This window comes from Sphingoaurantiacus capsulatus (assembly GCF_042648405.1).
GTDB lineage: Bacteria > Pseudomonadota > Alphaproteobacteria > Sphingomonadales > Sphingomonadaceae > Sphingoaurantiacus > Sphingoaurantiacus capsulatus.
Genome location: NZ_JBHRXV010000011.1, coordinates 389,959 through 413,681, shown reverse-complemented (window position 1 = coordinate 413,681; position 23,723 = coordinate 389,959). Strand labels below are relative to the sequence as shown.

Here is a 23,723-nt window from a genome sequence, read left to right as displayed (position 1 = left end):
TTTCGAGAGAGGCCCATGGCTCGCAAGAAAATTGCTCTAATCGGCGCCGGTAACATCGGTGGCACGCTCGCGCATCTCGCAGCGTCCAAGGAACTCGGCGATGTGGTCCTCTTCGACGTCGTGGAAGGCGTGCCGCAGGGCAAGGCGCTCGACCTCGCGCACTGTGCGCCGGTCGAAGGCTTCGACGTCGAGCTGAAGGGCACCAACGACTATTCCGACATCGCGGGCGCCGACGTGATCATCGTCACCGCCGGTGTCGCCCGCAAGCCGGGCATGAGCCGTGATGACCTGCTCGGGATCAATTTGAAGGTCATGAAGGCCGTGGGCGAGGGCATCGCCGCCAACGCGCCGAACGCCTTCGTCATCTGCATCACCAACCCGCTCGACGCGATGGTCTGGGCGCTGCGCGAGTTCTCCGGGCTGCCGCACCACATGGTGGTCGGCATGGCCGGCGTGCTCGACTCGGCGCGCTTCCGCCACTTCCTCGCCGACGAGTTCAAGGTGTCGGTGCAGGATGTCACCGCCTTCGTGCTCGGCGGCCACGGCGACACGATGGTGCCGGTGGTCGAATATTCGACCGTCGCGGGCATTCCGATCCCCGATCTCATCGAGATGGGCTGGTCGACCAAGGAGCGCATCGACGCGATCGTCCAGCGCACCCGTTCGGGCGGCGGCGAGATCGTCGCGCTGCTGAAGACCGGCTCGGCCTATTACGCCCCGGCGACCAGCGGCATCGAGATGGCCGAGGCCTATCTCAAGGACAAGAAGCGCGTCCTGCCGGCGGCGGTGAACCTCACCAGCCAGTATGGCGTCAGCGACCTTTACGTCGGCGTGCCCGTCGTGATCGGCGCCGGCGGCGTCGAGAAGATCGTCGAGATCAAGCTCAACGACGAGGCGAAGGCCAACTTCCAAGTGTCGGTCGACGCTGTGAAGGAACTGCTGGTCGCCTGCAAGAACATCGACGGCAGCCTCGCCTAAGCTCTATCCGTCGTCCCCGCGAAGGCGGGGATCCAGCACGGAGAAATTTGCGCCAGCGAAGCTGGCAGGTTGCTTGTTGAGGACTGGGTCCCCGCCTTCGCGGGGATGACGATTAAGGATGGTGGACGAATGAACATCCACGAGTATCAGGCCAAGGAATTGCTGGCGAAGTTCGGCGTTCCGATCCCGCAGGGCATCGCCGCGCTGACCGTCGACGAGGCGGTTGCCGCCGCCGGCAAGCTTCCGGGGCCGCTGTATGTCGTCAAGTCGCAGATCCACGCCGGCGGGCGCGGCAAGGGCAAGTTCAAGGAACTGGCGCCTGAGGCCAAGGGCGGCGTCCGCCTCGCCAAGTCGGTCGATGAGGTTCGCGCCCACGCCACCGACATGCTCGGCAACACGCTCGTCACCATCCAGACGGGTGACGCGGGCAAGCAGGTCAACCGCCTCTACGTCACCGACGGCGTCGACATCGGCAAGGAATATTACCTGTCGATGCTCGTCGACCGCGCGACGGGCCGCATCGCCATCGTCGCCTCGACCGAGGGCGGCATGGACATCGAGGCGGTCGCTCACGACACGCCCGAGAAGATCTTCACGATCACCGTCGACCCGGTCGCCGGCTTCCAGCCGCACCATGGTCGCGCCGTCGCCAAGGCGCTCGCGCTCAGCGGCGATCTCGCCAAGCAGTGCCAGACGCTGACCGGCCAGATCTACGCGGCGTTCGTCGCGCTCGACTGCGAGCAGATCGAGATCAATCCGCTCGCCGAAAGCGGCGGCAAGCTCATGGTGCTCGACACCAAGATGAGCTTCGACGGCAACGCGATGTTCCGCCACCCCGAGCTCGTGCCGCTGCGCGACGAGACCGAGGAGGACGCGATGGAGCTCGAGGCGTCGAAGTACGACCTCGCCTACATCAAGCTCGACGGCGATATCGGCTGCATGGTCAACGGCGCCGGCCTCGCGATGGCGACGATGGACATCATCAAGCTGAACGGCGCCTTCCCGGCCAACTTCCTCGACGTCGGCGGCGGCGCCTCGAAGGAGAAGGTGACCGCGGCGTTCAAGATCATTCTCGCCGATCCGGCGGTGAAGGGCATCCTCGTCAACATCTTCGGCGGCATCATGCGCTGCGACATCATCGCCGAGGGCGTGGTGGCGGCGGCGCGCGAGGTGAAGCTGGCGGTGCCGCTGGTCGTCCGTCTCGAGGGCACCAACGTCGCCGAGGGCAAGAAGATCATGGCCGAGAGCGGCCTGCCGATCGTCTCGGCGGACAATCTCGGGGATGCGGCGCAGAAGATCGTCGCCGAAGTGAAGAAGGCCGCCTGACCGATGAGCATTCTCGTCAACAGCAACACCAAGGTCATCACGCAGGGGTTCACCGGCAAGACCGGCACCTTCCACGCCGAGACCGCGATCGCCTATGGCACCAAGATGGTCGGCGGCGTCGCGCCGGGGAAGGGCGGCTCGACCCACCTCAACCTGCCGGTATTCGACACCGTCGCCGAGGCGCGTGACGCCACCGGCGCCGACGCCAGCGTCATCTACGTGCCGCCGCCCGGCGCGGCCGACGCGATCCTCGAGGCGATCGACGCCGAGATTCCGCTAATCATCTGCATCACCGAAGGCATTCCGGTGCTCGACATGATCCCGGTGAAGCGCGCGCTGATGGGCTCGAAGTCGCGGCTGATCGGGCCGAACTGCCCGGGCGTCCTCACGCCGAACGAGTGCAAGATCGGCATCATGCCGGGCAATATCTTCCTCAAGGGCACCGTCGGTGTCGTTTCGCGCTCCGGCACGCTGACCTATGAGGCGGTGCACCAGACGACGGCGGTCGGCCTCGGCCAGACCACCGCGGTCGGCATCGGCGGCGATCCGGTCAACGGCACCAACTTCATCGACATGCTCGAGCTGTTCCTCGCCGACGACGCCACCAAGTCGATCATCATGATCGGCGAGATCGGCGGCTCGGCCGAAGAGGAAGCCGCCGAGTTCATCAAGTCCGAGGCGAAGAAGGGCCGGAAGAAGCCGATGGTCGGCTTCATCGCCGGCCGCACCGCGCCGCCGGGACGCCGCATGGGCCACGCCGGCGCGATCGTGTCGGGCGGCAAGGGCGGCGCCGAGGACAAGATCGAGGCGATGTCGTCCGCCGGCATCCGCGTGTCGGACTCGCCGTCGGCGCTCGGCACGACCCTGATGGAAGTTCTTAAGGGCTGATCTTCACACATCAGACGTCATCCTGACGAAAGTCAGGATCTCCAGCGGCCTAGTACGCAACTGGAGATCCTGACTTTCGTCAGGATGACGACCTTGATTGTCGTGCTCTTGGGGTGACGCGCGAAGGCAAAGCGCTTATGTGAGCGCGGCGCAGGCTGTAGGACTGGGTGTGATGGGTTTTGAAGGCGATCTTCCGGAAGCGCTCGAAGGCGTCGGGCCTTCGTTCGTGGAGGCGCTCTACCAGCGCTATCTCGACGCGCCGGGCAGCATCGACCCGAGCTGGCAGCGTTATTTCGAAGGGCTGGAGCGCACCGTCGTCACTGGCCCGTCGTGGGCGCGCCCGAACTGGCCGCCGACCCCGACCGACAATCTGACCGCGGGCCTCGACCCGATGCAGATGGAGGTCGAGCCCAAGCCCGCCAAGAAGGGCGCCAGCGCCGCCGCACCGGCCGCCGCCGCGAGCGTTTCGACCGCCGACATCCAGAAGGCCGCCGACGCCTCGATCCGCGCGATGATGCTGATCCGCACCTACCGGGTGCGCGGCCATCTCGCGTCGAAGCTCGATCCGCTCGGCCTCGAGCAGCGTACTGAGCTGCCGGCCGACCTGACGCCCGAGTATCACGGCTTCACCGGCGCCGACCTCGACCGCCCGGTCTTCCTCGGCGGCGCGCTCGGCGTGCAGCAGGCGAGCGTGCGCGAGATCGTCGAGATCCTGCAGCGCAACTACTGCGGCAACGTCGGCGTCGAATATATGCACATCAACGACCTAGAGGAGCGTCGCTTCATCCAGGAGCGCATCGAGGGTCGCGGCAAGGCAATCGAGTTCACCGAGAACGGCAAGAAAGCCATTCTCGCCAAGGTGATCGAGGCCGAGCAGTTCGAGAAGTTCCTGGGTCGCAAGTACGTCGGCACCAAGCGCTTCGGCCTCGACGGCGGTGAATCGATGATCCCGGCGCTGGAAAGCGTCATCAAATACGGCGGCGCGCTCGGCGTGCGCGAGATGGTCATCGGCATGGCCCACCGCGGCCGGCTGAACGTGCTCGCCAACGTCATGCAGAAGCCGTTCCGCGTGATCTTCCACGAATTCGCCGGCGGCGCCTCGACGCCCGAGGATGTCGGCGGCTCGGGCGACGTGAAATATCACCTCGGCACCTCGACCGACCGTGTGTTCGACGACGTGCCCGTCCATCTGTCGCTGACCCCAAACCCCTCGCACCTCGAAGCCGTCAACCCGGTGGTGCTCGGCAAGGTGCGCGCGCAGCAGACGGCGCGCGGCGACAATGACCGCACCGAGGTGATGCCGATCCTGCTGCATGGCGACGCCGCGTTCGCGGGGCAGGGCATCGTCGCCGAATGCTTCGGCTTCTCGGGGCTGAAGGGCTACAACACCGGCGGCACCGTCCACTTCGTCATCAACAACCAGGTCGGCTTCACCACCTCGCCGCAGTTCGCGCGCTCGTCGCCCTATCCGTCGGATATTGCGAAGGTGGTGCAGGCGCCGATCTTCCATGTGAACGGCGACGACCCTGAGGCGGTGACCTTCGTGACCAAGGTCGCGACCGAGTTCCGCCAGAAGTTCAAGCGCGACGTCGTCATCGACATGTGGTGCTACCGCCGCTTCGGCCACAATGAGTCCGACGAGCCGGCCTTCACCCAGCCGCTGATGTACGCCGAGATCCGCCAGCACCCGCCGGTGAGCGCGGTCTATGCCGAGCGGCTGAAGCGCGAGGGCGTCATCGACGACGCCTGGATCGCATCGAGCGTCGACCAGTTCGTCGCCAAGATGGAAGCCGATTTCGAGGCGGCGCCGTCCTACAAGGCGAACAAGGCCGACTGGTTCGAAGGCCGCTGGTCGGGCCTCGGCCGTCCGGTCGACCCGGTCACCGCGCGCCGCGCCGGCGACACGGGCGTCGCGCCCGACCGCATCGCCGAGGTTGCCAAGGTGATTTCGACCGTTCCGGCCGACTTCAACATTCACAAGACCTTGGCGCGCGTCGTTGAGGGACGAGGTGAAGCGATCCGCAACGGGCAGGGCATCGACTGGGCGACCGGCGAAGCGCTGGCGTTCGGTACGCTGGTGCAGGAAGGCTATGGCGTCCGCCTGTCCGGCCAGGACTCGGGCCGCGGCACCTTCAGCCAGCGCCATGCCGTCTGGGTCGACCAGAAGAGCGGCCAGAAATATGTGCCGCTGCAGCAGATCGCGCCCAATTTCGAGGTGCTGGACTCGCCGCTGTCGGAGTTCGGCGTTCTCGGCTTCGAATACGGCTATTCGCTCGCCGAGCCGCGGACGCTGACCCTGTGGGAAGCGCAGTTCGGCGACTTCGCCAACGGCGCGCAGGTGATGATCGACCAGTTCATTGCCTCAGGCGAGATCAAGTGGCTGCGCGCCAACGGTCTCGTGATGCTGCTGCCGCACGGCTATGAGGGCCAAGGGCCGGAGCACAGCTCGGCGCGCCTCGAGCGCTTCCTGCAGCTCTGTGCCGAGGACAATATGCAGGTGGCGAACTGCACCACCCCGGCCAACTATTACCATATCCTGCGCCGGCAGATGGTGCGGGCGTTCCGCAAGCCGCTGATCATCATGACGCCGAAGTCGCTGCTGCGGCACAAGTTGGCGGTGTCGTCGATCGAGGAATTCACCGGCGAGAGCCACTTCCGCCGCATCCTCAGCGACCCGAACCCGCCCGCCGACGAGGCGGTCGAGCGGCTGGTGCTGTGCTCGGGCAAGGTGTTCTACGACCTCGCCGAGGCGCGCGACGCCAAGAACGACGGCAAGACGACGATCGTCCGCGTCGAGCAGCTCTATCCGTTCCCGTCCGACGCCCTTGTCACGCGCCTGAAGCGCATGAAGAAGCTGAAGACGGTGGTGTGGGCGCAGGAAGAGCCGAAGAACGCGGGTTCGTGGTTCTTCGTCGAGCCGCTGATCGAGGCGTCGATGGTCGAGGCGGGTGTCTCGCCGAAGCGTCCGGTCTACGCCGGCCGCGCCGCCGCCGCCGCCACCGCCACCGGCCTTGCCAAGCGGCACGCAGCCGAGCAGGCGCAGTTGATTGCCGAGGCGTTGGGTGCCTAGGGTTTAGAGATATCGTCATCCGCGCGCAGGCGGGGATCCATTACCGCCAACCGGTTGAGTTAATGGATCCCCGCCTTCGCGGGGATGACGGAGTTGGATATACGGCGGCCTGAGGGCCGATCTGGACGCAAGGAAGACCATGGCAACCGACGTCACCATCCCGCCGCTCGGCGAGTCGATCACCGAAGCCAGCGTCGGCCAGTGGCTGAAGCAGCCCGGCGATGCGGTGAAGGCCGACGAGCCGATCGTCAGCCTTGAGACCGACAAGGTCGCGGTCGAAGTCCCGTCGCCGGTCGACGGCGTCCTGACCGAGCATCTCGCTGCCGTGGGCGACACCGTCGCCGTCGGTTCGGCGATCGCCCGCGTCGAGGCTGGTGCCGCCGCCGCGGCGCCCGCTCCGAAGGCGGAAGCGCCCAAGGCCGCCGAAGCGCCGAAGGCCGAGGCCGCGAAGCCTGCCGCTGCCGCCCCGGCGCCTGCGGCTCCTGCCGCTGCCGAGGCCGAGGCCGAGGCCGATTATGACGCGATCTCGCCGGCGGTTCGCCGCCTGCTCGGCGACTATCATCTCGACCCGGCCTCGATCACCGGCTCGGGCAAGGACGGCCGCCTGACCAAGGCCGACGTGCTGACGGCGATCGACAACGGCTCGGCGAAGCTGCTGTCGTCGGGCGCCAAGCCGGCTGCCGCGGCGCCGAAGGCCGCGCGCAATGAGGAGCGGGTGCGCATGACGCGCCTGCGGCAGACCATCGCGCGCCGCCTCAAGGAAGCGCAGAACACCGCCGCGATGCTGACGACGTTCAACGACGTCGACATGACCGCGGTGATCGCCGCGCGCGACACCTATCGCGACATGTTTGAGAAGAAGCACGGCGTCCGCCTCGGATTCATGTCCTTCTTCGTGAAGGCGGTGACCCTGGCGCTGCGCGACGTGCCGTCGGTCAATGCCGCCATCGAGGGCGATGAGATCGTCTATCGCGACTATGCCGACATCGGCGTCGCCGTCAGCTCGCCGGGCGGCCTCGTGGTGCCGATCCTGCGCGACGCCGATAAGCTCTCCTTCGCCGAGACCGAAAAGGCGATCGGCGACTTCGGCCGCCGCGCCCGCGACGGCCAGCTCAAGCTCGACGAACTGCAGGGCGGCACCTTCACCATCTCCAACGGTGGCGTGTTCGGCTCGCTGATGTCGACGCCGATCATCAACCCGCCGCAGTCGGGCGTGCTCGGCATGCACCGCATCGAGGACCGCCCGGTGGTCCGCAACGGCCAGATCGCCATTCGCCCGATGATGTACCTAGCGCTGAGCTACGATCACCGCCTGATCGACGGTCGCGAGGCGGTGACCTTCCTCGTTCGCGTCAAGGAAGCGATCGAGGATCCGGCGCGCCTTCTGCTCGATATGTGACGAGGCTATGGCTGCCCGTCGCCTCGCATGGGGGCGACGGCGGCCGTTTTCGCGCTATATGGGCGCGATTGACCCAAACATTGCCCGGGGTGCGTGATGGCTGACTACGACTACGACGTGCTGGTGATCGGCGCCGGCCCCGGCGGCTATGTGGCGGCGATCCGCGCCGCGCAGCTCGGCCTCAAGACCGCCTGCGCCGAAAGCCGGGCGACCCTCGGCGGCACCTGCCTCAATGTCGGCTGCATCCCGTCGAAGGCGCTGCTGCATGCTTCCGAGCTGTTCCACGAGGCGTCGTCGGGCGCGCTCGCCAAGTTCGGCGTGAAGACCGCGGGCGTCGAGCTCGACCTCGCCGCGATGCACGGCTCGCGCCTCGACGCGGTGAACGGCCTGACCGGCGGCATCGAGTTCCTGTTCAAGAAGAACAAGGTCGACTGGCTGAAGGGCCATGCCGCCTTCACCTCCGCCGACACCGTCGTCATCGACGGCAAGAAGGTCCGCGCCAAGAACATCGTCATCGCCACCGGCTCGTCGGTCACCCCGCTGCCGGGCGTGACGGTCGACAATGAGGTGGTGCTCGATTCGACCTCGGCACTCGAGCTGGCGGCGGTGCCGAAGCACATGGTGGTCATCGGCGGTGGCGTCATCGGGCTCGAACTCGGCTCGGTGTGGAAGCGCCTCGGCGCCAAGGTCACCGTCGTCGAATTCCTCGACCAGATCCTGCCCGGCATGGACGGCGAGGTCCGCAAGGAAGCGGCCAAGCTGTTCAAGAAGCAGGGCTTCGAAATCAAGACCTCGACCAAGGTCACCAAGGTCGAGCGCAGCGGCACGTCGGCGACGATCACCATCGAGCCCGCCGCCGGCGGTGCTGCCGAGACGATCGAGGCCGACGCGGTGCTGGTGTCGATCGGCCGCCGCCCGAACACCGACGGCCTCGCGCTCGACAAGGCGGGCTTGGCCGTCAACAAGCGCGGCCAGATCGAGACCAACCATGATTTCTCGACCAGCGTCCGCGGCGTCTGGGCAATCGGCGACGTCATCCCGGGCCCGATGCTCGCGCACAAGGCCGAGGACGAGGGCATCGCGGTCGCCGAGAACATCGCCGGCCTCACCGGCATCGTGAACCACGACCTCATCCCGTCGGTCGTTTACACCTTCCCGGAGATCGCCGGTGTCGGCCTCACCGAGGAGGACGCGACGGCGAAGGGCGAGGTGAAGGTCGGCAAGTTCCCGATGGTCGCCAACAGCCGCGCCAAGGCGATCAAGGCCGCCGACGGCTTCGTGAAAGTGATCGCCGACGCCAAGACCGACCGCGTCCTCGGCGTCTGGATCATCGCCGGCCCGGCGGGCACGATGATCGGCCAGGCGGCGCAGGCGATGGAGTTCGGCGCCTCGTCGGAAGATATCGCCTACACCTGCAACGCCCATCCGACGCACAATGAGGCGATCAAGGAAGCGGCGATGGCGGTGCTCGGCAAGCCGATCCACGCCTGACGGCGCAAGCCCTCGCCGTTGTTCTTGGACGCGGCAAGGTTTAGGTTGGGTTGATGAAGACAGCCGGTTCATCTTCGAGCGCCGCCGATCGCCGTCGCAGGATTGCGGCGAGGCCACTTCCCGGTGGGCGTGAGCTTCGCCTGTGGGCGCACGATGTCCGATCGCCTGACTTTCAGGCGGCGGCGCGGGAGCAAGCAGAGCGGCTGGCCCAGGCGGAAGGCGAGCAGGACATTGCGCGCTTCGGCGAGGCGGCGATGGGCGAGTGGATCCACGAATGGACCTATGACGACGGCGAAACGCGGTGACCTGATCACCGTGGCGTTGCAGGGCGACCTCGGCAAACCGCGCCCCGCCATCGTCATTCAGAGCGACTATCTGATTACGCACAGCGTGCTGGTCTGCCCGCCGACCAGCACGGCGGTCGATGAGCCGCTCTATCGCCTGCCGATCGTGCCGACGCCCGGCAATGGCCTGCGGGTCGAGTCCTATGTGATGGTCGAAAAGATCAGTGCTATCCCTCGCTGGAAAGTCGGCGAGGTCCTTGGGCGGATTGACGATGCGCAACTCGTCGCGCTCAATCGCATGCTCGCTGAAATCACCGGTCTGTTCGACGATGCCTGACCTGAACCCGCTCTCAGCCACCTTCGCGCTGCTAGACTATGCGGGCGTCGCGGTGTTCGCTGCGTCGGGCGCGTTGGCGGCGGCACGGTACAAGCATACCATCGTCACCTTCGCCTTCTTCGCCGCCGTGACCGGGGTGGGGGGCGGCACTTTGCGCGACCTGCTGATCGGCGCGCCGGTGTTCTGGGTGCAGAACCAGCTCTATCTCGCCGTCTGCCTCGGCATGGCGCTGCTCGTCTGGGTGACGCGCGCCGACCGCTGGCCCGCGGCTACCCTCCTGTGGCTCGATGCGGCCGGCATGGCAGTCTATGCCGTCGTCGGCGCCGCCAAGGCGATGTCCTACGGCGTGCCGCCGCTGCCGTGCATGGTGATGGGCGTGCTGACCGCGAGCTTCGGCGGCATCGTCCGCGACGTTCTCGCCAACGAGCCGTCGATCCTGCTGCGGCCAGAAATTTACCTGTCGGCGGCAGCGCTGGCCGCCACGGTGTTCCTCGTGCTCGCGGCAATGGGGTTGCCGCCGCTGATCGCCGGTGCGATCGGCGCGGCGGCGGGGTTCGTGCTGCGCGCCGGGGCGTTACGCTTCGGCTGGACTCTTCCCGGTTACCGCCGCGTCTGACAGCGCGTAGGCGCGCTCCACCTTGGCGATGTGCGTCGTATAGGCTTCGTACCAGCGCTTCATGCCGGCGATCTGCGCGGCGCGGTGCGCGCCGACATTCTTCCACGCGATGATCGATTGCTCGTCGGCCCAATAGGACACGGTGATGCCGAGCCCGTCGGCGCCGCGCACCGAGTCAACACCGAGATAGCCCGGCTGCTGCTTCGCCAGCTCGACCATCGCGTCGGCGGTCTGCCCATAGGCGCCGTCTTCGACCGGCGTCCGCTGGTTGACGAAGATCACCGCGATATAGGGCGTCGGGAAGGGCGGGGTAGGGAGCATCAGTCGAACAGCTTTCCGATCGTGGCGAGGAAACCTTGCGCCTGCCGCGGATCGGGCAGGTCGACGGTGAGCCCGGCGCAGCTCAGGCAGCGCGCCTGCAAGGTCGGCCCGCTGGCCACCTGCGTCGCCGCCATCAGCGAGCCGACGGCGCGGAGCTGGTTGCCGCGGGTGAGCTGGGCGAAGGCGTCGGTACCGGGCTGTTGCTGCTGCTCCTGAGGTGCGAAGAACTGCTCGGCGAGCTGGAAGGGGAAGGAGGGCTTCACCTCGACCGCGACGACGCGAGCGTTGGTGCCGAGCCCGGCGCGCTTCGCCGCCACCGCGATAGCGTCGTCGAGGCCGCCGAGATGGTCGACGAGCTTCAACTGGTGGGCGGTGCCGCCCGCCCAGACGCGGCCCTGGCCGATCTCGTCGACGCGGTTGACGGGCAGGTTGCGCGCCTTGCCGACGAGGCCGGTGAAGCGCTTGTAGATATTCTCCACCGACGCCTGCAGCACCGCGTTCACCTCGGGGCTCATGCCGCGCAGCACGTCGGGCTCGCCGGAGAAGGGCGTGCTCTTCACGCCGTCGGCGCTCAAGCCCACCTTGGCGAGCGTCTTCTCGAAGGTCGGGATCATCGCGAACACGCCGATCGAGCCGGTGATCGTCGCCGGCTCGGCGTAGATCTGGTCGGCGGCGGTGGCGATCCAGTAGCCGCCCGAGGCGGCGACCGAGCCGAAGGAGGCGACGACGGGGAGGCCGTCCGCCTTGGCGTCGACCAGCGCCTGCCGGATCTTCTCCGACGCCGTGACCGAGCCGCCCGGCGAGTCCACGCGGACGACCAGCGCCTTGATATTCTCGTCGGCGACGGCTTCCGCGATCAGATCGGCGATGGTGTCGCCGCCCGCCATGCCGCGCCCGGCCTTGCCGTCGACGATCTCGCCCGAAACGTAGACGACACCGACCGCGCCGCCGGTACTGCTCCGCCGCGAGGAGCTGGCGCGCAGATAGTCGCGATAGTCGACCTGGTTGTAGGCGCCGGGGCGGTCGTCGTCGCCTTCGCCGACGCGCTTTGCCATCGCCTGGCCGAAGTCGACATAGGTGCCGATCTTGTCGACGAGGCCGTCGGCAAGCGCCTGCTGGCCAAAGTCGCCGCCGGCGGCCTGCAGCCGTTGCGGGAAGCTGGCGGTGATCGCGTCGACCTTCACCTTGGGGCGCGCGGCCTGCACGTCGCTGGTCCAGGTGTCCCACAACGTGTCGACCAGCGCCTGTTCGGCGGCGCGCGCCTCGGGCGAGGCTTCGGTGCGGGTGAACGGCTCGACGGCGGCCTTGTAGGTGCCGACGCGGAACACGTTCACATCGACGCCGAGCTTGTCGAGCGTGCCCTTGAAATAGAGGCCGGGGCCGCCCGGGCCGGTCAGCAGCACGGCGCCCAGCGGATTGAGCCACGCCTCGGTCGCGTGCGCGCCGAGATAATAGCTGTCGTCCACATAGGCGGAGGAATAGGCGTAGATCGGCTTGCCCTTGGCCTTGAACGCCTTCAGCGCGTCGCCGATCGTCTGCAGATTGGCCATGCCGGTGCCGTAGAAGCCGTCCATCTGCAGGACGATCGACTTGATGCGGCTGTCTTCACGAGCGCGGTCGATCGCCTCGACGACATCGCGGACCTGCACCTCGGGCACCACGTTCGACGTGCCGGCGATCATTTCGAACGGCGAGCGCTCGGTCGCCTGGTCGACGACGACGCCGTCGAGGTCGAGCAGCAACGCCGATCCGCTCGGCACCGTCAGCGGCGTCGACGACTGGGTCGCGGCGAAGATCAGGGTGAAGAAGAGGACGAGGAACAGGAGCGCGAGCGCGTCCTTGATACCAACGAGGAACCGCCAGACGCCGCGCAGGAAACCCATTCTTGATCGTCCTTCCCGTGTATGAGCCGCATATAGCAGTGCCGGATCGGGATTCCAACGAGGGCGCGGCAGCTTTTGGCCCACTGGACCATATGCGCAAGTCCGGCCTATTGAATGTCGGCACGCGCCTCCGATCTAGGGGAGGCACCTATGGAGAATTTCATGATCGACACCATCGCCGGCCTGGTTCCTGTCGTCATCGAGCAGTCGAGCCGCGGCGAACGCTCGTTCGACATCTATTCGCGCCTGCTGCGCGAGCGCATCATCTTCGTGACCGGCCAGGTCGAGGACCATATGGCCTCGCTGATCACCGCCCAGCTGCTCTTCCTCGAGTCCGAGAACCCGAAGAAGGACATCTTCATGTACATCAACTCGCCGGGCGGTGTGGTGACGGCCGGCATGGCGATCCATGATACGATGCAATACATCCGCCCGCGCGTCGGCACGGTGTGCATCGGGCAGGCGGCGTCGATGGGCAGCTTCCTGCTCGCCTCGGGCGAGCCGGGCATGCGCGTCGCGCTGACGAACGCCCGCATCATGGTCCACCAGCCGTCGGGCGGCGCCCAGGGCATGGCGACCGACATCGAGATCCAGGCGAAGGAAATCCTGCGCATCCGGCACCGGATGAACGAGCTGTACGCCAAGTATACCGGCCAGCCGCTCGAGGACATCGAGAAGGCGATGGACCGCGACAAATTCTATTCGGCGGACGAAGCGAAAGCCTTTGGCCTGATCGACGAGGTGTTCGAGAAGCGCCCGTCGCCGACCGAAGAGATCGCCAAGGCTGCGTAAAGACACGGCTGAGGCGGTTTGCCCTATGGCAACGGGCGCGAGATCGGGCGTTAATGGCCCGTGAAGGCCTGATGGGTTACAGGCGTTCCGTTGCCTGCCGCCGCCACTGCGCGGGGCAACCACTGGCCGCGAAGTCCTGTTTTCGGATTGTCGCGGGCGGAAAGCTGGCTAGGATGCCGGCAAGAGCGGGCCGGTGTATCGGCCGAGAAGGGTAAGCGATGACGAAACTCAGCGGCGGGGACTCGAAGAACACCCTCTACTGCTCCTTCTGCGGAAAGAGCCAGCATGAGGTCCGGAAGCTCATTGCGGGCCCGACGGTGTTCATCTGCGACGAGTGCGTCGAGCTCTGCAACGACATCATCCGCGAAGAGACCAAGACCGCGTTGGTCAAGACCAAGGACGGCGTCCCGACCCCGCGCGAGATCTGCAAGGTCCTCGACGATTACGTAATCGGCCAGGCGCACGCCAAGCGCGTGCTGTCGGTGGCGGTGCACAACCATTACAAGCGCCTCAACCACGGTGCGAAGGGCGCCGAGGTCGAACTCGCCAAGTCGAACATCCTGCTCGTCGGCCCGACCGGCTGCGGCAAGACGCTGCTGGCGCAGACGCTGGCGCGCATCCTCGACGTGCCGTTCACGATGGCCGACGCGACGACGCTCACCGAGGCGGGCTATGTCGGCGAGGACGTCGAGAACATCATTCTGAAGCTGCTGCAGGCGAGCGACTACAACGTCGAGCGCGCGCAGCGCGGCATCGTCTACATCGACGAAATCGACAAGATCAGCCGCAAGGCGGACAATCCCTCGATCACCCGCGACGTGTCGGGCGAGGGCGTGCAGCAGGCGCTGCTGAAGATCATGGAAGGCACCACTGCCTCCGTGCCGCCGCAGGGCGGGCGCAAGCATCCGCAGCAGGAGTTCCTGCAGGTCGACACGACGAACATCCTGTTCATCTGCGGCGGTGCCTTCGCCGGGCTGGACAAGATCATCGGCGACCGCCTGCAGGGCAAGTCGATCGGGTTCGGCGCCTTCGTGGCCGCGCCCGAGGAGCGCCGCACCGGCGAGACGCTGCGTCATTGCGAGCCGGAAGATCTGCTGAAATTCGGTCTCATCCCCGAGTTCGTCGGCCGCCTGCCGGTCATCGCGACGCTCGAGGATCTCGACGAGCCGGCGCTCATCAAGATCCTGGTCGAGCCGAAGAACGCGCTGATCAAGCAGTACGCCAAGCTGTTCGATATGGAGGGCGTGAAGCTCACCTTCGCGCAGGACGCGCTGTCGGCGATCGCCAAGCGCGCCATCGAGCGCAAGACCGGCGCGCGCGGCCTTCGCTCGATCATGGAGAATATCCTGCTCGACACGATGTTCGACCTGCCGGGCATGCAGGGCGTCGACGAGATCGTCGTCGACAAGGATGTGGTCGGCGGCACCAAGGAGCCGATCCGCATCTTCAGCCAGCAGAAGGAATCGGCCGGCGACGCAGCTTAACCGCCAAGTCAGCCTGAAAATGTGGGCGGTCCTTTCGGGGCCGCCCATTTTTCTTGGGCGTTCACGCTTCGCTTTTCGGAACCGCATGTTAACCTCGCGGGGTCAGTGTTCCGGAGTCCGGTGGGGAACGGCAGCGGGCGCTGTGTGGGGGGCAGTTGATGCAGCCGCATCGCACGCCCATATCTGTTGTGGACGGCAGGCGCGTTTCGCCCTGCCGGAGTGGAGCGTCTGAATGACCAAGGTTCTTCCCGTATTGCCGCTTCGCGACATCGTGGTCTTCCCCCAGATGATCGTTCCCCTGTTCGTCGGCCGCGAAAAGTCGGTTCGCGCGCTGGAGGCGGTGATGCACGGCGACAAGCAGGTGTTCCTGCTGTCGCAGCTCAACCCGGCCGATGAGGATCCCGGCCGCGAGCAGCTCTATGAAGTCGGCACGCTCGCGACGGTGCTTCAGCTGCTGAAGCTGCCCGACGGCACCGTGAAGGTGCTGGTCGAAGGGCAGCAGCGCGGCCGCGTCGTCGAGTTCGAGGCCGGCGAGGAATATCTGCAGGCCGGTGTCGAGATGCTCGATGACGAGGCGCCCGAGGGCACCGATCTCGACGCGCTGATGCGGTCGGTCGCCAAGCAGTTCGAAAGCTATACGCGCCTCAACAAGAAGGTCGCGCCCGAGGTGGTCGTCCAGGTCGGCCAGATCGAGGAGCCGTCGCGCCTTGCCGACACCGTGGCGTCGAACCTCAACCTCAAGATCGCCGACAAGCAGTCGCTGCTCAACGCCATCGACACCGGCAAGCGGCTGGAGATGGTGTTCGCCTTCATGGAAGGCGAGATGGGAGTCCTTCAGGTCGAGAAGAAGATCCGCAGCCGCGTGAAGCGGCAGATGGAGAAGACGCAGCGCGAATATTACCTCAACGAGCAGCTGAAGGCGATCCAGCGCGAGCTGGGCGAGGGCGACGACGAGCGTAACGAGGTCGGCGAGCTCGAGGAGAAGATCGCCAAGACCAAATTGTCGAAGGAAGCGCGCGATAAAGCCATTGCCGAAGTCAAGAAGCTGAAGTCGATGTCGCCGATGTCGGCTGAGGCCACCGTCGTGCGCAACTATCTCGACACCTTGCTCGGCCTGCCGTGGGGCAAGAAGTCCAAGGTGAAGAAGGACATCCGCGCCGCGCAGACGGTGCTCGATGGCGACCATTTCGGGCTGGAGAAGGTCAAGGACCGCATCGTCGAATATCTCGCGGTGCAGGCGCGCACCAACAAGCTCAAGGGCCCGATCCTCTGCCTCGTCGGCCCGCCCGGCGTCGGCAAGACCTCGCTCGGCCGCTCGATCGCCAAGGCGACGGGGCGCGAGTTCATTCGCCAGTCGCTGGGCGGCGTGCGCGACGAGGCCGAGATCCGCGGCCACCGCCGGACCTACATCGGCTCGATGCCGGGCAAGGTCGTGCAGAACCTGAAGAAGGCCGGCACGTCGAACCCGCTGTTCCTGCTCGACGAGATCGACAAGCTCGGCCAGGATTTCCGCGGCGACCCGTCGTCGGCGCTCCTGGAAGTGCTCGACCCGGAGCAGAACGCCAAGTTCAACGACCATTATCTCGAGGTCGACTACGACCTCAGCGACGTGATGTTCGTGACCACGGCGAACTCGCTCAACATGCCGCAGCCGCTGCTCGACCGCATGGAGATCATCCAGCTGTCGGGCTACACCGAGGATGAGAAGGTCGAGATCGCCAGGCGCCACCTGCTGCCCAAGCAGATCGAGGCGCACGGCCTGAAGCCACAGGAATTCTCGGTCGACGACAGCGCGCTGCGCGACATCATGCGCTACTACACGCGCGAAGCCGGCGTCCGCACGCTCGAGCGCGAACTGGCGAAGGTCGCGCGCAAGGCGCTGCGCCGGATCCTCGAGGGCACCTACACGACGGTCAAGGTCGACGCCGACAATCTCGAGGCGTTCCTCGGCGTGCGGAAGTTCCGCTACGGCATCGGCGAGGAGGAAGACCAGATCGGCGCGACGACGGGCCTTGCGTGGACCGAGGTTGGCGGCGAGCTGCTGACCATCGAGGCCGTCACCGTCCCCGGCAAGGGGCAGGTGAAGACCACCGGCAAGCTCGGCGACGTGATGCAGGAGTCGATCCAGGCGGCCTGGTCGTTCGTCCGGGCGCGCTCGACGCAGTACGGCATCAAGCCGTCGATCTTCGAGAAGCGCGACATCCACGTCCACGTTCCCGAAGGCGCGACGCCCAAGGACGGGCCGTCGGCGGGCATCGGCATGGTCACCTCGATCATCTCGACCTTGACCGGCGTGCCGGTGCGCAAGGACGTGGCGATGACCGGCGAGGTCACCTTGCGCGGTCGCGTGCTGCCGATCGGCGGCCTCAAGGAAAAGCTGCTGGCCGCTTTGCGCGGTGGCATCACCACCGTGCTGATCCCGGCGGAGAACGAGAAGGATCTCGCCGACATTCCGGCGAACGTCAAAGAGGCGCTGACCATCGTTCCGGTCGGCCATGTCGACGAGGTGCTGGCGCGGGCGCTTGTCGCCCCGTTGAGCGCCATCGAATGGACCGAACCGGAGACGTTGGCCACCGAGCCGGCACCCCCGCAAGCTGAGGCGACGATGCGTCACTAACCTATGTTAAGTTACTGAACCGTAACGATTATGGCTCGATCATGAAAACCGCCTTTCGGGGCGGTTTTCTTTTGACTTGGCAACAGCCTGCCAGCTTAAGTGCGCGGCGCATCGCGTAGGGTCACGCGGGTGTAAGTTGTGTGAGTTGGGGGCAAGTCGCATCACATGAACAAGCAGCATCTGATCAACGCGGTGGCCGACGCAGCCGGCCTCGCGAAAGCCGACGCCGCGCGCGCGGTCGAGGCGGTCATCGACGGCATCTCCACCTCCCTGGAGCGAGGCGAGGAGGTGCGGCTGGTCGGCTTTGGCACCTTCAGCCTGTCGAAGCGCAAGGGCTCGACCGGGCGCAACCCGCGGACGGGCGCCCCGATGGAGATCAAGGCGAGCGCGCAGCCCAAGTTTCGCGCCGGCAAGGCGTTGAAGGACGCCTGCAACCCCTGACACGATAAAGGGCGCCGTCTCCGACGCCCTTTTCGCATCCCGCTGCGGAAGCGGCGATCAGCGCATCGCCTCGATGCGGCGGATATGGTCGAGATGCGCCTGCAGCGCGGGCAGGTACTTGCGGGCATAGGCCTGCAGCTGGGCGTTGTCGCCGCCCTGCGCATAGGCGGTGAACAGCGCCACCGCCTCGTTATGCGCGACGCGCTGCGAATCCACATAGGCGCGGGTCGAGGCGTTGCCGGGGCCGGCTTCGTTCAGCGTCTGGAACAGACCCTTATACTTGCCGTTCAAATCCTTCGGCTGCGCCATCGGCGGGTTCATCGTCGCGATCAGCGCGGTCAACTCGTCGTTGGCAGCGGTGTGATCGGCGATCACCTTTTCAGCGAACGTCTTCACCTCACCGCCGACGCCGCGCTCAAGCGCCAGCTTGCTCGCCACCACCTCGAACGCGCCGATGCTGCTCGCCGTGTCGATGAAGCTCTTCATGTCGAGCGGCATGTTCGGCGTCATTCGTTCGGCGGTCTGGTTGGAGGTCGCCGTCGACGCGGCGGTCTGGAAAGCGCCGGCGGCGCCGGCGCCGAGCAGGGCGGTCGAGCCGACGAGGCTGGCAATGGCGATGTTCTTCAGAAACTTCATGTGGTGACTCCTTGGCCGACCCCGATGGTTGAGGGCTCAACCCGAGAGGCGGTGCAGAGGTTCCGAAGCAGTGGCTCGGAGAGGGCTGGACAAGGGCGGGGCGCTCGCCTAATGCACCCGCTCCGACGGGGACATGGGCGCGTAGCTCAGTGGTAGAGCACCGTGTTCACACCGCGGGGGTCGCAAGTTCAATCCTTGCCGCGCCCACCATGTCCCCGATCGTGGAACTCCCCTGATTGCCGACAGTTAGCCCCGCATAATCCTGCATGCGAAGGCGATATGGCGCGCGACGATCCATCCGTTGATCCCGAGGCCGCCGCCGAAGCCGCGGGCCTCTCCTATGTCTCCGATGAGCGGCCCGGCATCACCCGCCGCAAGCAGGGGCAGAGCTTCGCCTATTTCCACCCGGACGGCAGCCGCGTTACCGACGAGAAGACGCTCGACCGCATCCGCGCGCTTGCCGTGCCGCCGGCCTACACCGATGTGTGGATCAGCCGCCGCGCCAACGGCCATATCCAGGCCACGGGCCGCGACGCCAAGGGCCGCAAACAATATCGCTACCACGCCAGGTTCCGCGAGACGCGCGACAGCAATAAGTATGAGCGCATGCTGGAGTTCGCCGCCGCGCTGCCGGCGATCCGCGAACGCGTCGACGCCGACATGCGTAAGCACGGCCTGCCGCGCGAGAAAGTGCTCGCAACCATCGTCCACCTGCTCGAGACGACGATGATCCGCGTCGGCAATGCCGACTATGCCAAGCAGAACAAAAGCTTTGGCCTGTCGACCTTGCGCAACCGCCATGTCGACATCGACGGCAGCGAGGTCCGCTTCGCCTTCAAGGGCAAGAGCGGCAAGGCATGGAACGTCTCGATCCGCGACCGCCGCGTCGCGCGCATCGTCAAGTCGATCCAGGAACTGCCCGGCCAGCAGCTCTTCCAGTACCTCGACGAGAGCGGCGAGCGCTGCGAGGTCAGCTCGACCGACATCAACGACTATCTCCGCGAAATTTCCGGCCGCGACATCACCGCCAAGGACTTCCGCACCTGGACCGGCACCGTCCTCACCGCGCTCGCCCTCGCCGCCGCCGAACCGGTGGAGAACGAACGCGGCGTGAAGGCGCGCCTCAAGGAAGCCATCTGCGACGTCGCCGCCGCCCTCGGCAACACGCCGACCGTCTGCCGCAAGGCCTATATCCACCCCGAAGTCATCGGCGCCTTCAGCGAACATGACCTCGGCCTGCGCATCGCCAAGGGCGCGGACAAGAAGGGCGAGCTGCGCGCCGAGGAGAAGGCGGTGTTCAACCTGCTCAAGCGCCGGTTGAAAGCGGCGAAGTAGCTTCCTGTCCGACAAGGTGAGCGGCGAGAACTGGCAACTAGGAGTCGATCGCCACTACTGTTGCTCCACAGGTTGCATTATCTACAGAAGCGATAGCTACACCGAGATTCATTCCTCCGAAGCCGTTCCTAGCGCGAAATTTCATCGAAAGAGCGTGCTTCCCCTTCTCATCGACGGGCGTGATTTTGGTTTCATCGTGTTCGAAACTGTCGGGATCGCGAAGCGACGCCTTGACGGAATCAACAACGGCGCGATGAGATCCATCCCAAGCGCTCAGGCAATGGAACCCTTTGCGCTTCTCCTCAGCAGCCTCTGCTGCTTCTTGCGCGGGGTTCTTCTTGTTCTCGTCGTTCCCGCTGCACATCGAGATAAGGAAAATAATCGCAAGAAGCCCAAGGCAGCCTATAGCTCCAGCGCTTGAATCAGGCTTCTTGGCTGGTGCCGGCGCCGTTAGGACGAGGGCCGCGGTCCCAGTCTCGAAATCGTAATTGCAGAAGCGACAAATCTTGGCGGCCGCCTTCACGGGTTCCGCGCAGCGCGGACAGGTTTTCTCGTCTGTCATACTCCCCCCGCTGGGGATGCTCGCGACGAGAGCGCCCCGCGTCAACGGTGAATAATACCGTAGGATGGCGAGGCGCAGGCTCTGATATCTGCCTTGCTTCCTGCAGGCTAGGAATCTAGGGCTTTTCCACCGTTCGGGCGGTTAGCTCAGTTGGTAGAGCATCTCGTTTACACGAAGATTGCCCCGACCCCCTAAGCAGAGGAAGTTACTCTGTTTTTCGCCTCGCGGTCGGCGCAGTTTGGGGGAAGTTTGGGGATTCCCCGAAATTTGGGGCTGGAACCCCGCTCATGCGCGCTTTCGGATCGGGACGACCTTGCCAGCGACGGCGGGCTTGGCGGGGCTCTCAGGCCGTCTCTCGGCGGCGATCATCGTCTCATAGACCTCGGTTTGACTGACGTGCGCATAGCGGAGCGTCGTATTGATATTCGAGTGTCCGAGGAGCGTCATCGTCATGAGGAGATTTCCCGAGGCGCGCTGATTGCGCGAGGCGGCGGTATGGCGAAGATCGTGGAACTTGCCTCTCGATCAGTCATTCACTGCGCAGTTTTTTTGGCAGATGCCCGATCGTCAATTTGCGATGGAGTCAAACGCCTGACCGATCCTTACTCGCGTCAGAGTCAGCCAATCGTCCCAATCCGTTTCGTAAACAACGACCGGGGCAGGACCATAGGTGGTCTCATGGGCTTTGCATGAGCCTTTATGGTTTGCGCTAATCGCGAAGCACCTGGACCAGTGCTTCGCATCGATCGGAGTTTGTCGCGGCACGGTGCCCGTAGGAATCTTCATAGGGAGCGGGTTGGGGACCAGGGTGCATTCACTTACGCGCGCGGGTCTGTAGCAAACGCCTTTTCGTATCGCCCTCGTCGCGGCCTCTGAGTCAGCCAATCTTATGGCTTCAGCGCGCGAGTAATTTGTCGCCCAATGAACAGTTCCCGCAACTGCCGGGGATGCGAATGAGATGGCAATCGCCGCGCACAGAAGTTTCATACCCGCCCCCGAAAGCCCGATGGCGAACGAGTAGAATGCATCGTCGGATAATCTGCAACGCCTTCGTGCGCGGTGTTCAATCATGTTGCGCTGGGTGCAACAGGCAGCCCCTCCACAGACGCGCAGCCATGTGGCATCGTCGCGAAATCGGGAGGGTACAATATGATCGCATTGTTGCTCGCTGCCTCTGTAGCGGCCACTTGCTCGACGCAGACGGGCACCGACGCCGCGCATCGAGCCGCCGTTGAGCAATTTATAGAAAACGCTGGGAACGGTCAGTTTGTCGCCATGGGCGCGCAGTTGGCTCCGAATGCCGTTTGGACAGATGCTGTAGAGGAAAAGAGCATTCCGGCAGCGACATTTCTTACAGAAATTTCCAATGCGGCGGCGGGTGCACGTGTCGATGGCGTGCTGGAAGTGCTGGACATGATGTCCGATGGTTCCGACACGATCGCTGCGAAGGTTCGTAAGAAGTCGGACGGCGAGGTCGAGGACAATCTATATGTCTTTGAGGTCGGGGGCGGCTGCATAACGCGGGTGCATCTATTCTAGCTTGAACGAAACGAACCCCGAACCAAGGCGGAACGCGGTTCGGGGATTTTTTGGGGATTGCGGGGATTTTTTGGGTCCGCGGGAGTCCTCCCCAGTCCCAAACTCAAAACGCCCTTGCTTCCGAAACCCTAGGAAACTAGGGCATTTCCACCCTTAGGGCGGTTAGCTCAGTTGGTAGAGCATCTCGTTTACACCGAGAGGGTCGGCGGTTCGAGCCCGTCACCGCCCACCAGTTTCCTTGTCCCGCGCCGCGCCGGCGCAGCAGGAGAGGGCCGATGCTGGATGTCGTGATTGTAGCGGTTGTGGTGCTGATGCTCTCGACGATGTCGCTGCGCGCCAACCGCCGGCTGCACGGCGAGCCCAGCCTGCCGATGCAGTGGGGGCTGAACGGCGACGTGAACTGGTCAGCGCCGCGCCGGATCGCGCTGGCGTTCACGCCGCTGCTGGCAATCATCTGCCTGAGTGCCGCGCTGGTGTCGGACATCGTATCACCCAGCGATGAAGCGACGTTCGCCATAGCGGTGATGGCGGTGATGTTCGTGGCCGTCCACGCGCTGCACCTGTGGCTGATCAACCGCTGGCAGCGCACCGGTGGGCGTTAGCCGGAAGCGCAAGTTCATGTGTGGACTCGCCGTTGGCCGGCCCTATCCTGGCGGAACCTGAACGAAGGGCTACCGCTATGTTGAATCTTGTGCCCGCCGCGTCCGGCGTCGGGTTGCGCCTGCGCAAGGGCGAGCATCTGCGCCTCGTCGACCCCGAGGGCGGCCAGACCGGCGACCTTGTCGCCTATTCGGCGGACGGCAGCGAGCGGCTGTCGAGCGGGCGGACTTTCGACTATAATGAGAAGGTTCGGCTCTCGACCGGCGACGCGCTGTGGTCGGATCGCAGCAATCGCCTGCTGACCATCATCGCCGACGAGGTCGGGCGCCACGACATGTTCTATGCCGCCTGCACGCGCGAGATGTATGCGCTGCAATATGGCATCGACGATCATCCCAATTGCCATGACAATCTCAGCGCGGCGCTGCGCGGGCAGGGCATTGATCCCGTGTTCCTGCCGCAGACGCTCAACTTCTTCATGAACGTCGAGATCGACGAGGAAGGCCGCCTCAGCATCGCCCCGGCGCGCTCGTGGCCGGGCGCGGCGATGGTGCTGCGTGCCGAGATGGATCTGATCGTGGCGCTGTCAGCCTGTCCCTCGACGATGTGCAACGGCGGCGTCCCGCCGCGGCCGCTGGGCTTTGAAATTCTAGAGCCCTGAAAAACCCAGGCGATAGTCAGCGATCACTGCACGCATCGTCGTATCGGAAGCGCACTTTTAGCTGACGCGCCTTCGACGCTGATCGCTTCCAATCGTCAGGATTGGAGGCGAAATCGAAGCGCTCGCACGGCAGGCCGAGTTCGAGCGTCTGCCGGTCGATCCAACGCAGCGAGGGGCGGTAGTCGCTGTCGCCTGCCTGATAGATCGCCCACTTCTCGCCTTCGTGCGATGAAAGCTCGACGTGGACGGTGTGGACTGTGCCCAAGCCGCCACTGGTGATTTTCACCCTTGCACTGGCAAGCCCATCCGGACTTGCGACCTCTCTTACGATGTCAGTCGCAGATGACGACGCGAAGAGCATTCGAAGAAGCGGATCGCCGATCAGCGAAAAAGCGCCCACTGCGGCCAACAGCATTACCGAGACTTGCGCCGCTATCCGGCCTATGGCCCGGGCGCTTCTCAT

22 protein-coding genes, 2 tRNA genes and 1 pseudogene are annotated in these 23,723 nt (G+C 65.3%); 19 read left to right on the top strand and 6 right to left on the bottom strand.

Annotation, left to right across the window (positions count from 1 at the left end; genetic code table 11):
* Positions 1-15 precede the first annotated feature (15 nt).
* From mdh to ACFOMD_RS14195, 9 genes are all read left to right on the top strand, one after another.
* Complete coding sequence (gene mdh, locus ACFOMD_RS14235) at positions 16-978, top strand: malate dehydrogenase (RefSeq protein WP_380862510.1); 963 nt, start codon at positions 16-18, stop codon at positions 976-978.
* A gap of 129 nt (positions 979-1,107) precedes the next feature.
* Positions 1,108-2,304 carry an ADP-forming succinate--CoA ligase subunit beta gene (sucC, locus tag ACFOMD_RS14230; RefSeq protein ID WP_380862508.1) on the top strand — a complete coding sequence of 399 codons (1,197 nt, stop codon included), beginning with the start codon at positions 1,108-1,110 and terminating at the stop codon, positions 2,302-2,304.
* Positions 2,305-2,307: 3 nt separating this feature from the next.
* Positions 2,308-3,192, top strand: a complete 885-nt coding sequence (gene sucD / locus ACFOMD_RS14225; RefSeq protein WP_380862507.1) for a succinate--CoA ligase subunit alpha — start codon at positions 2,308-2,310, stop codon at positions 3,190-3,192.
* A gap of 172 nt (positions 3,193-3,364) precedes the next feature.
* Positions 3,365-6,262: a 2-oxoglutarate dehydrogenase E1 component gene (locus ACFOMD_RS14220; protein WP_380862506.1), complete on the top strand. Its 2,898-nt coding sequence runs from the start codon at positions 3,365-3,367 to the stop codon at positions 6,260-6,262.
* Between the two features lie 139 nt (positions 6,263-6,401).
* Positions 6,402-7,661 (top strand): 2-oxoglutarate dehydrogenase complex dihydrolipoyllysine-residue succinyltransferase, encoded by a 1,260-nt coding sequence (gene odhB, locus ACFOMD_RS14215; RefSeq protein ID WP_380862504.1) that lies wholly within the window; start codon positions 6,402-6,404, stop codon positions 7,659-7,661.
* A 96-nt stretch (positions 7,662-7,757) separates the two neighbouring features.
* On the top strand, positions 7,758-9,152 hold the full coding sequence (gene lpdA, locus ACFOMD_RS14210; protein ID WP_380862502.1) for a dihydrolipoyl dehydrogenase: 1,395 nt from the start codon (positions 7,758-7,760) through the stop codon (positions 9,150-9,152).
* A 53-nt stretch (positions 9,153-9,205) separates the two neighbouring features.
* Entirely contained in the window at positions 9,206-9,457 is a 252-nt protein-coding gene (locus ACFOMD_RS14205; RefSeq protein WP_380862500.1) for an antitoxin MazE-like protein, read from the top strand.
* Positions 9,435-9,773: a type II toxin-antitoxin system PemK/MazF family toxin gene (locus ACFOMD_RS14200; RefSeq protein ID WP_380862498.1), complete on the top strand. Its 339-nt coding sequence runs from the start codon at positions 9,435-9,437 to the stop codon at positions 9,771-9,773. The genes ACFOMD_RS14205 and ACFOMD_RS14200 overlap by 23 nt, the downstream gene beginning before the upstream one ends.
* Positions 9,766-10,389, top strand: a complete 624-nt coding sequence (locus tag ACFOMD_RS14195) for a trimeric intracellular cation channel family protein (RefSeq protein ID WP_380862496.1) — start codon at positions 9,766-9,768, stop codon at positions 10,387-10,389. The genes ACFOMD_RS14200 and ACFOMD_RS14195 overlap by 8 nt, the downstream gene beginning before the upstream one ends.
* On the opposite strand, the gene ACFOMD_RS14190 is transcribed toward ACFOMD_RS14195, so the two are convergent.
* A complete protein-coding gene (locus ACFOMD_RS14190; RefSeq protein ID WP_380862494.1) occupies positions 10,348-10,710 on the bottom strand; it encodes an antibiotic biosynthesis monooxygenase family protein in 363 nt (120 codons plus the stop codon). The genes ACFOMD_RS14195 and ACFOMD_RS14190 overlap by 42 nt on opposite strands.
* A complete protein-coding gene (gene sppA, locus ACFOMD_RS14185) occupies positions 10,710-12,593 on the bottom strand; it encodes a signal peptide peptidase SppA (protein ID WP_380862492.1) in 1,884 nt (627 codons plus the stop codon). The genes ACFOMD_RS14190 and sppA overlap by 1 nt, the downstream gene beginning before the upstream one ends.
* A gap of 150 nt (positions 12,594-12,743) precedes the next feature.
* On the opposite strand from sppA, the gene clpP reads away from it, so the two are divergent.
* From clpP to ACFOMD_RS14165, 4 genes are all read left to right on the top strand, one after another.
* Positions 12,744-13,385, top strand: coding sequence for an ATP-dependent Clp endopeptidase proteolytic subunit ClpP (clpP, locus tag ACFOMD_RS14180; RefSeq protein WP_380862490.1), 642 nt, complete (start codon positions 12,744-12,746; stop codon positions 13,383-13,385).
* Between the two features lie 218 nt (positions 13,386-13,603).
* Positions 13,604-14,869, top strand: coding sequence for an ATP-dependent Clp protease ATP-binding subunit ClpX (gene clpX / locus ACFOMD_RS14175; RefSeq protein ID WP_380862488.1), 1,266 nt, complete (start codon positions 13,604-13,606; stop codon positions 14,867-14,869).
* 232 nt (positions 14,870-15,101) lie between these two features.
* A complete protein-coding gene (gene lon / locus ACFOMD_RS14170) occupies positions 15,102-17,486 on the top strand; it encodes an endopeptidase La (protein WP_380862486.1) in 2,385 nt (794 codons plus the stop codon).
* Between the two features lie 165 nt (positions 17,487-17,651).
* Entirely contained in the window at positions 17,652-17,927 is a 276-nt protein-coding gene (locus ACFOMD_RS14165) for an HU family DNA-binding protein (protein WP_380862484.1), read from the top strand.
* Positions 17,928-17,984: 57 nt separating this feature from the next.
* Here ACFOMD_RS14165 and ACFOMD_RS14160 read toward each other — a convergent pair whose 3' ends face one another.
* Positions 17,985-18,563, bottom strand: coding sequence for a DUF4142 domain-containing protein (locus ACFOMD_RS14160; RefSeq protein WP_380862482.1), 579 nt, complete (start codon positions 18,561-18,563; stop codon positions 17,985-17,987).
* 135 nt (positions 18,564-18,698) lie between these two features.
* Between ACFOMD_RS14160 and ACFOMD_RS14155 the strand changes: the two genes are divergently transcribed.
* Positions 18,699-18,773: transfer RNA gene (locus ACFOMD_RS14155), tRNA-Val, on the top strand.
* Positions 18,774-18,842: 69 nt separating this feature from the next.
* Positions 18,843-19,898 carry a DNA topoisomerase IB gene (locus ACFOMD_RS14150; protein WP_380862480.1) on the top strand — a complete coding sequence of 352 codons (1,056 nt, stop codon included), beginning with the start codon at positions 18,843-18,845 and terminating at the stop codon, positions 19,896-19,898.
* A 37-nt stretch (positions 19,899-19,935) separates the two neighbouring features.
* On the opposite strand, the gene ACFOMD_RS14145 is transcribed toward ACFOMD_RS14150, so the two are convergent.
* Entirely contained in the window at positions 19,936-20,460 is a 525-nt protein-coding gene (locus tag ACFOMD_RS14145; protein WP_380862478.1) for a zinc ribbon domain-containing protein, read from the bottom strand.
* Positions 20,461-20,745: 285 nt separating this feature from the next.
* A pseudogene (locus ACFOMD_RS14140) lies at positions 20,746-20,964 on the bottom strand (hypothetical protein); the annotation flags it as partial.
* 645 nt (positions 20,965-21,609) lie between these two features.
* On the opposite strand from ACFOMD_RS14140, the gene ACFOMD_RS14135 reads away from it, so the two are divergent.
* The 4 genes from ACFOMD_RS14135 (at position 21,610) to ACFOMD_RS14120 (ending at position 23,260) form a co-directional block, all read left to right on the top strand.
* Positions 21,610-21,999 carry a hypothetical protein gene (locus ACFOMD_RS14135; RefSeq protein ID WP_380862476.1) on the top strand — a complete coding sequence of 130 codons (390 nt, stop codon included), beginning with the start codon at positions 21,610-21,612 and terminating at the stop codon, positions 21,997-21,999.
* 156 nt (positions 22,000-22,155) lie between these two features.
* Positions 22,156-22,231: transfer RNA gene (locus tag ACFOMD_RS14130), tRNA-Val, on the top strand.
* A 43-nt stretch (positions 22,232-22,274) separates the two neighbouring features.
* Positions 22,275-22,601, top strand: coding sequence for a hypothetical protein (locus tag ACFOMD_RS14125; RefSeq protein ID WP_380862474.1), 327 nt, complete (start codon positions 22,275-22,277; stop codon positions 22,599-22,601).
* Between the two features lie 77 nt (positions 22,602-22,678).
* Positions 22,679-23,260, top strand: coding sequence for a DUF1989 domain-containing protein (locus tag ACFOMD_RS14120; RefSeq protein WP_380862472.1), 582 nt, complete (start codon positions 22,679-22,681; stop codon positions 23,258-23,260).
* 16 nt (positions 23,261-23,276) lie between these two features.
* Here the strand turns inward: ACFOMD_RS14120 and ACFOMD_RS14115 are convergent, their stop codons facing one another.
* Positions 23,277-23,675 carry a hypothetical protein gene (locus ACFOMD_RS14115; RefSeq protein WP_380862470.1) on the bottom strand — a complete coding sequence of 133 codons (399 nt, stop codon included), beginning with the start codon at positions 23,673-23,675 and terminating at the stop codon, positions 23,277-23,279.
* Positions 23,676-23,723: the final 48 nt, after the last annotated feature.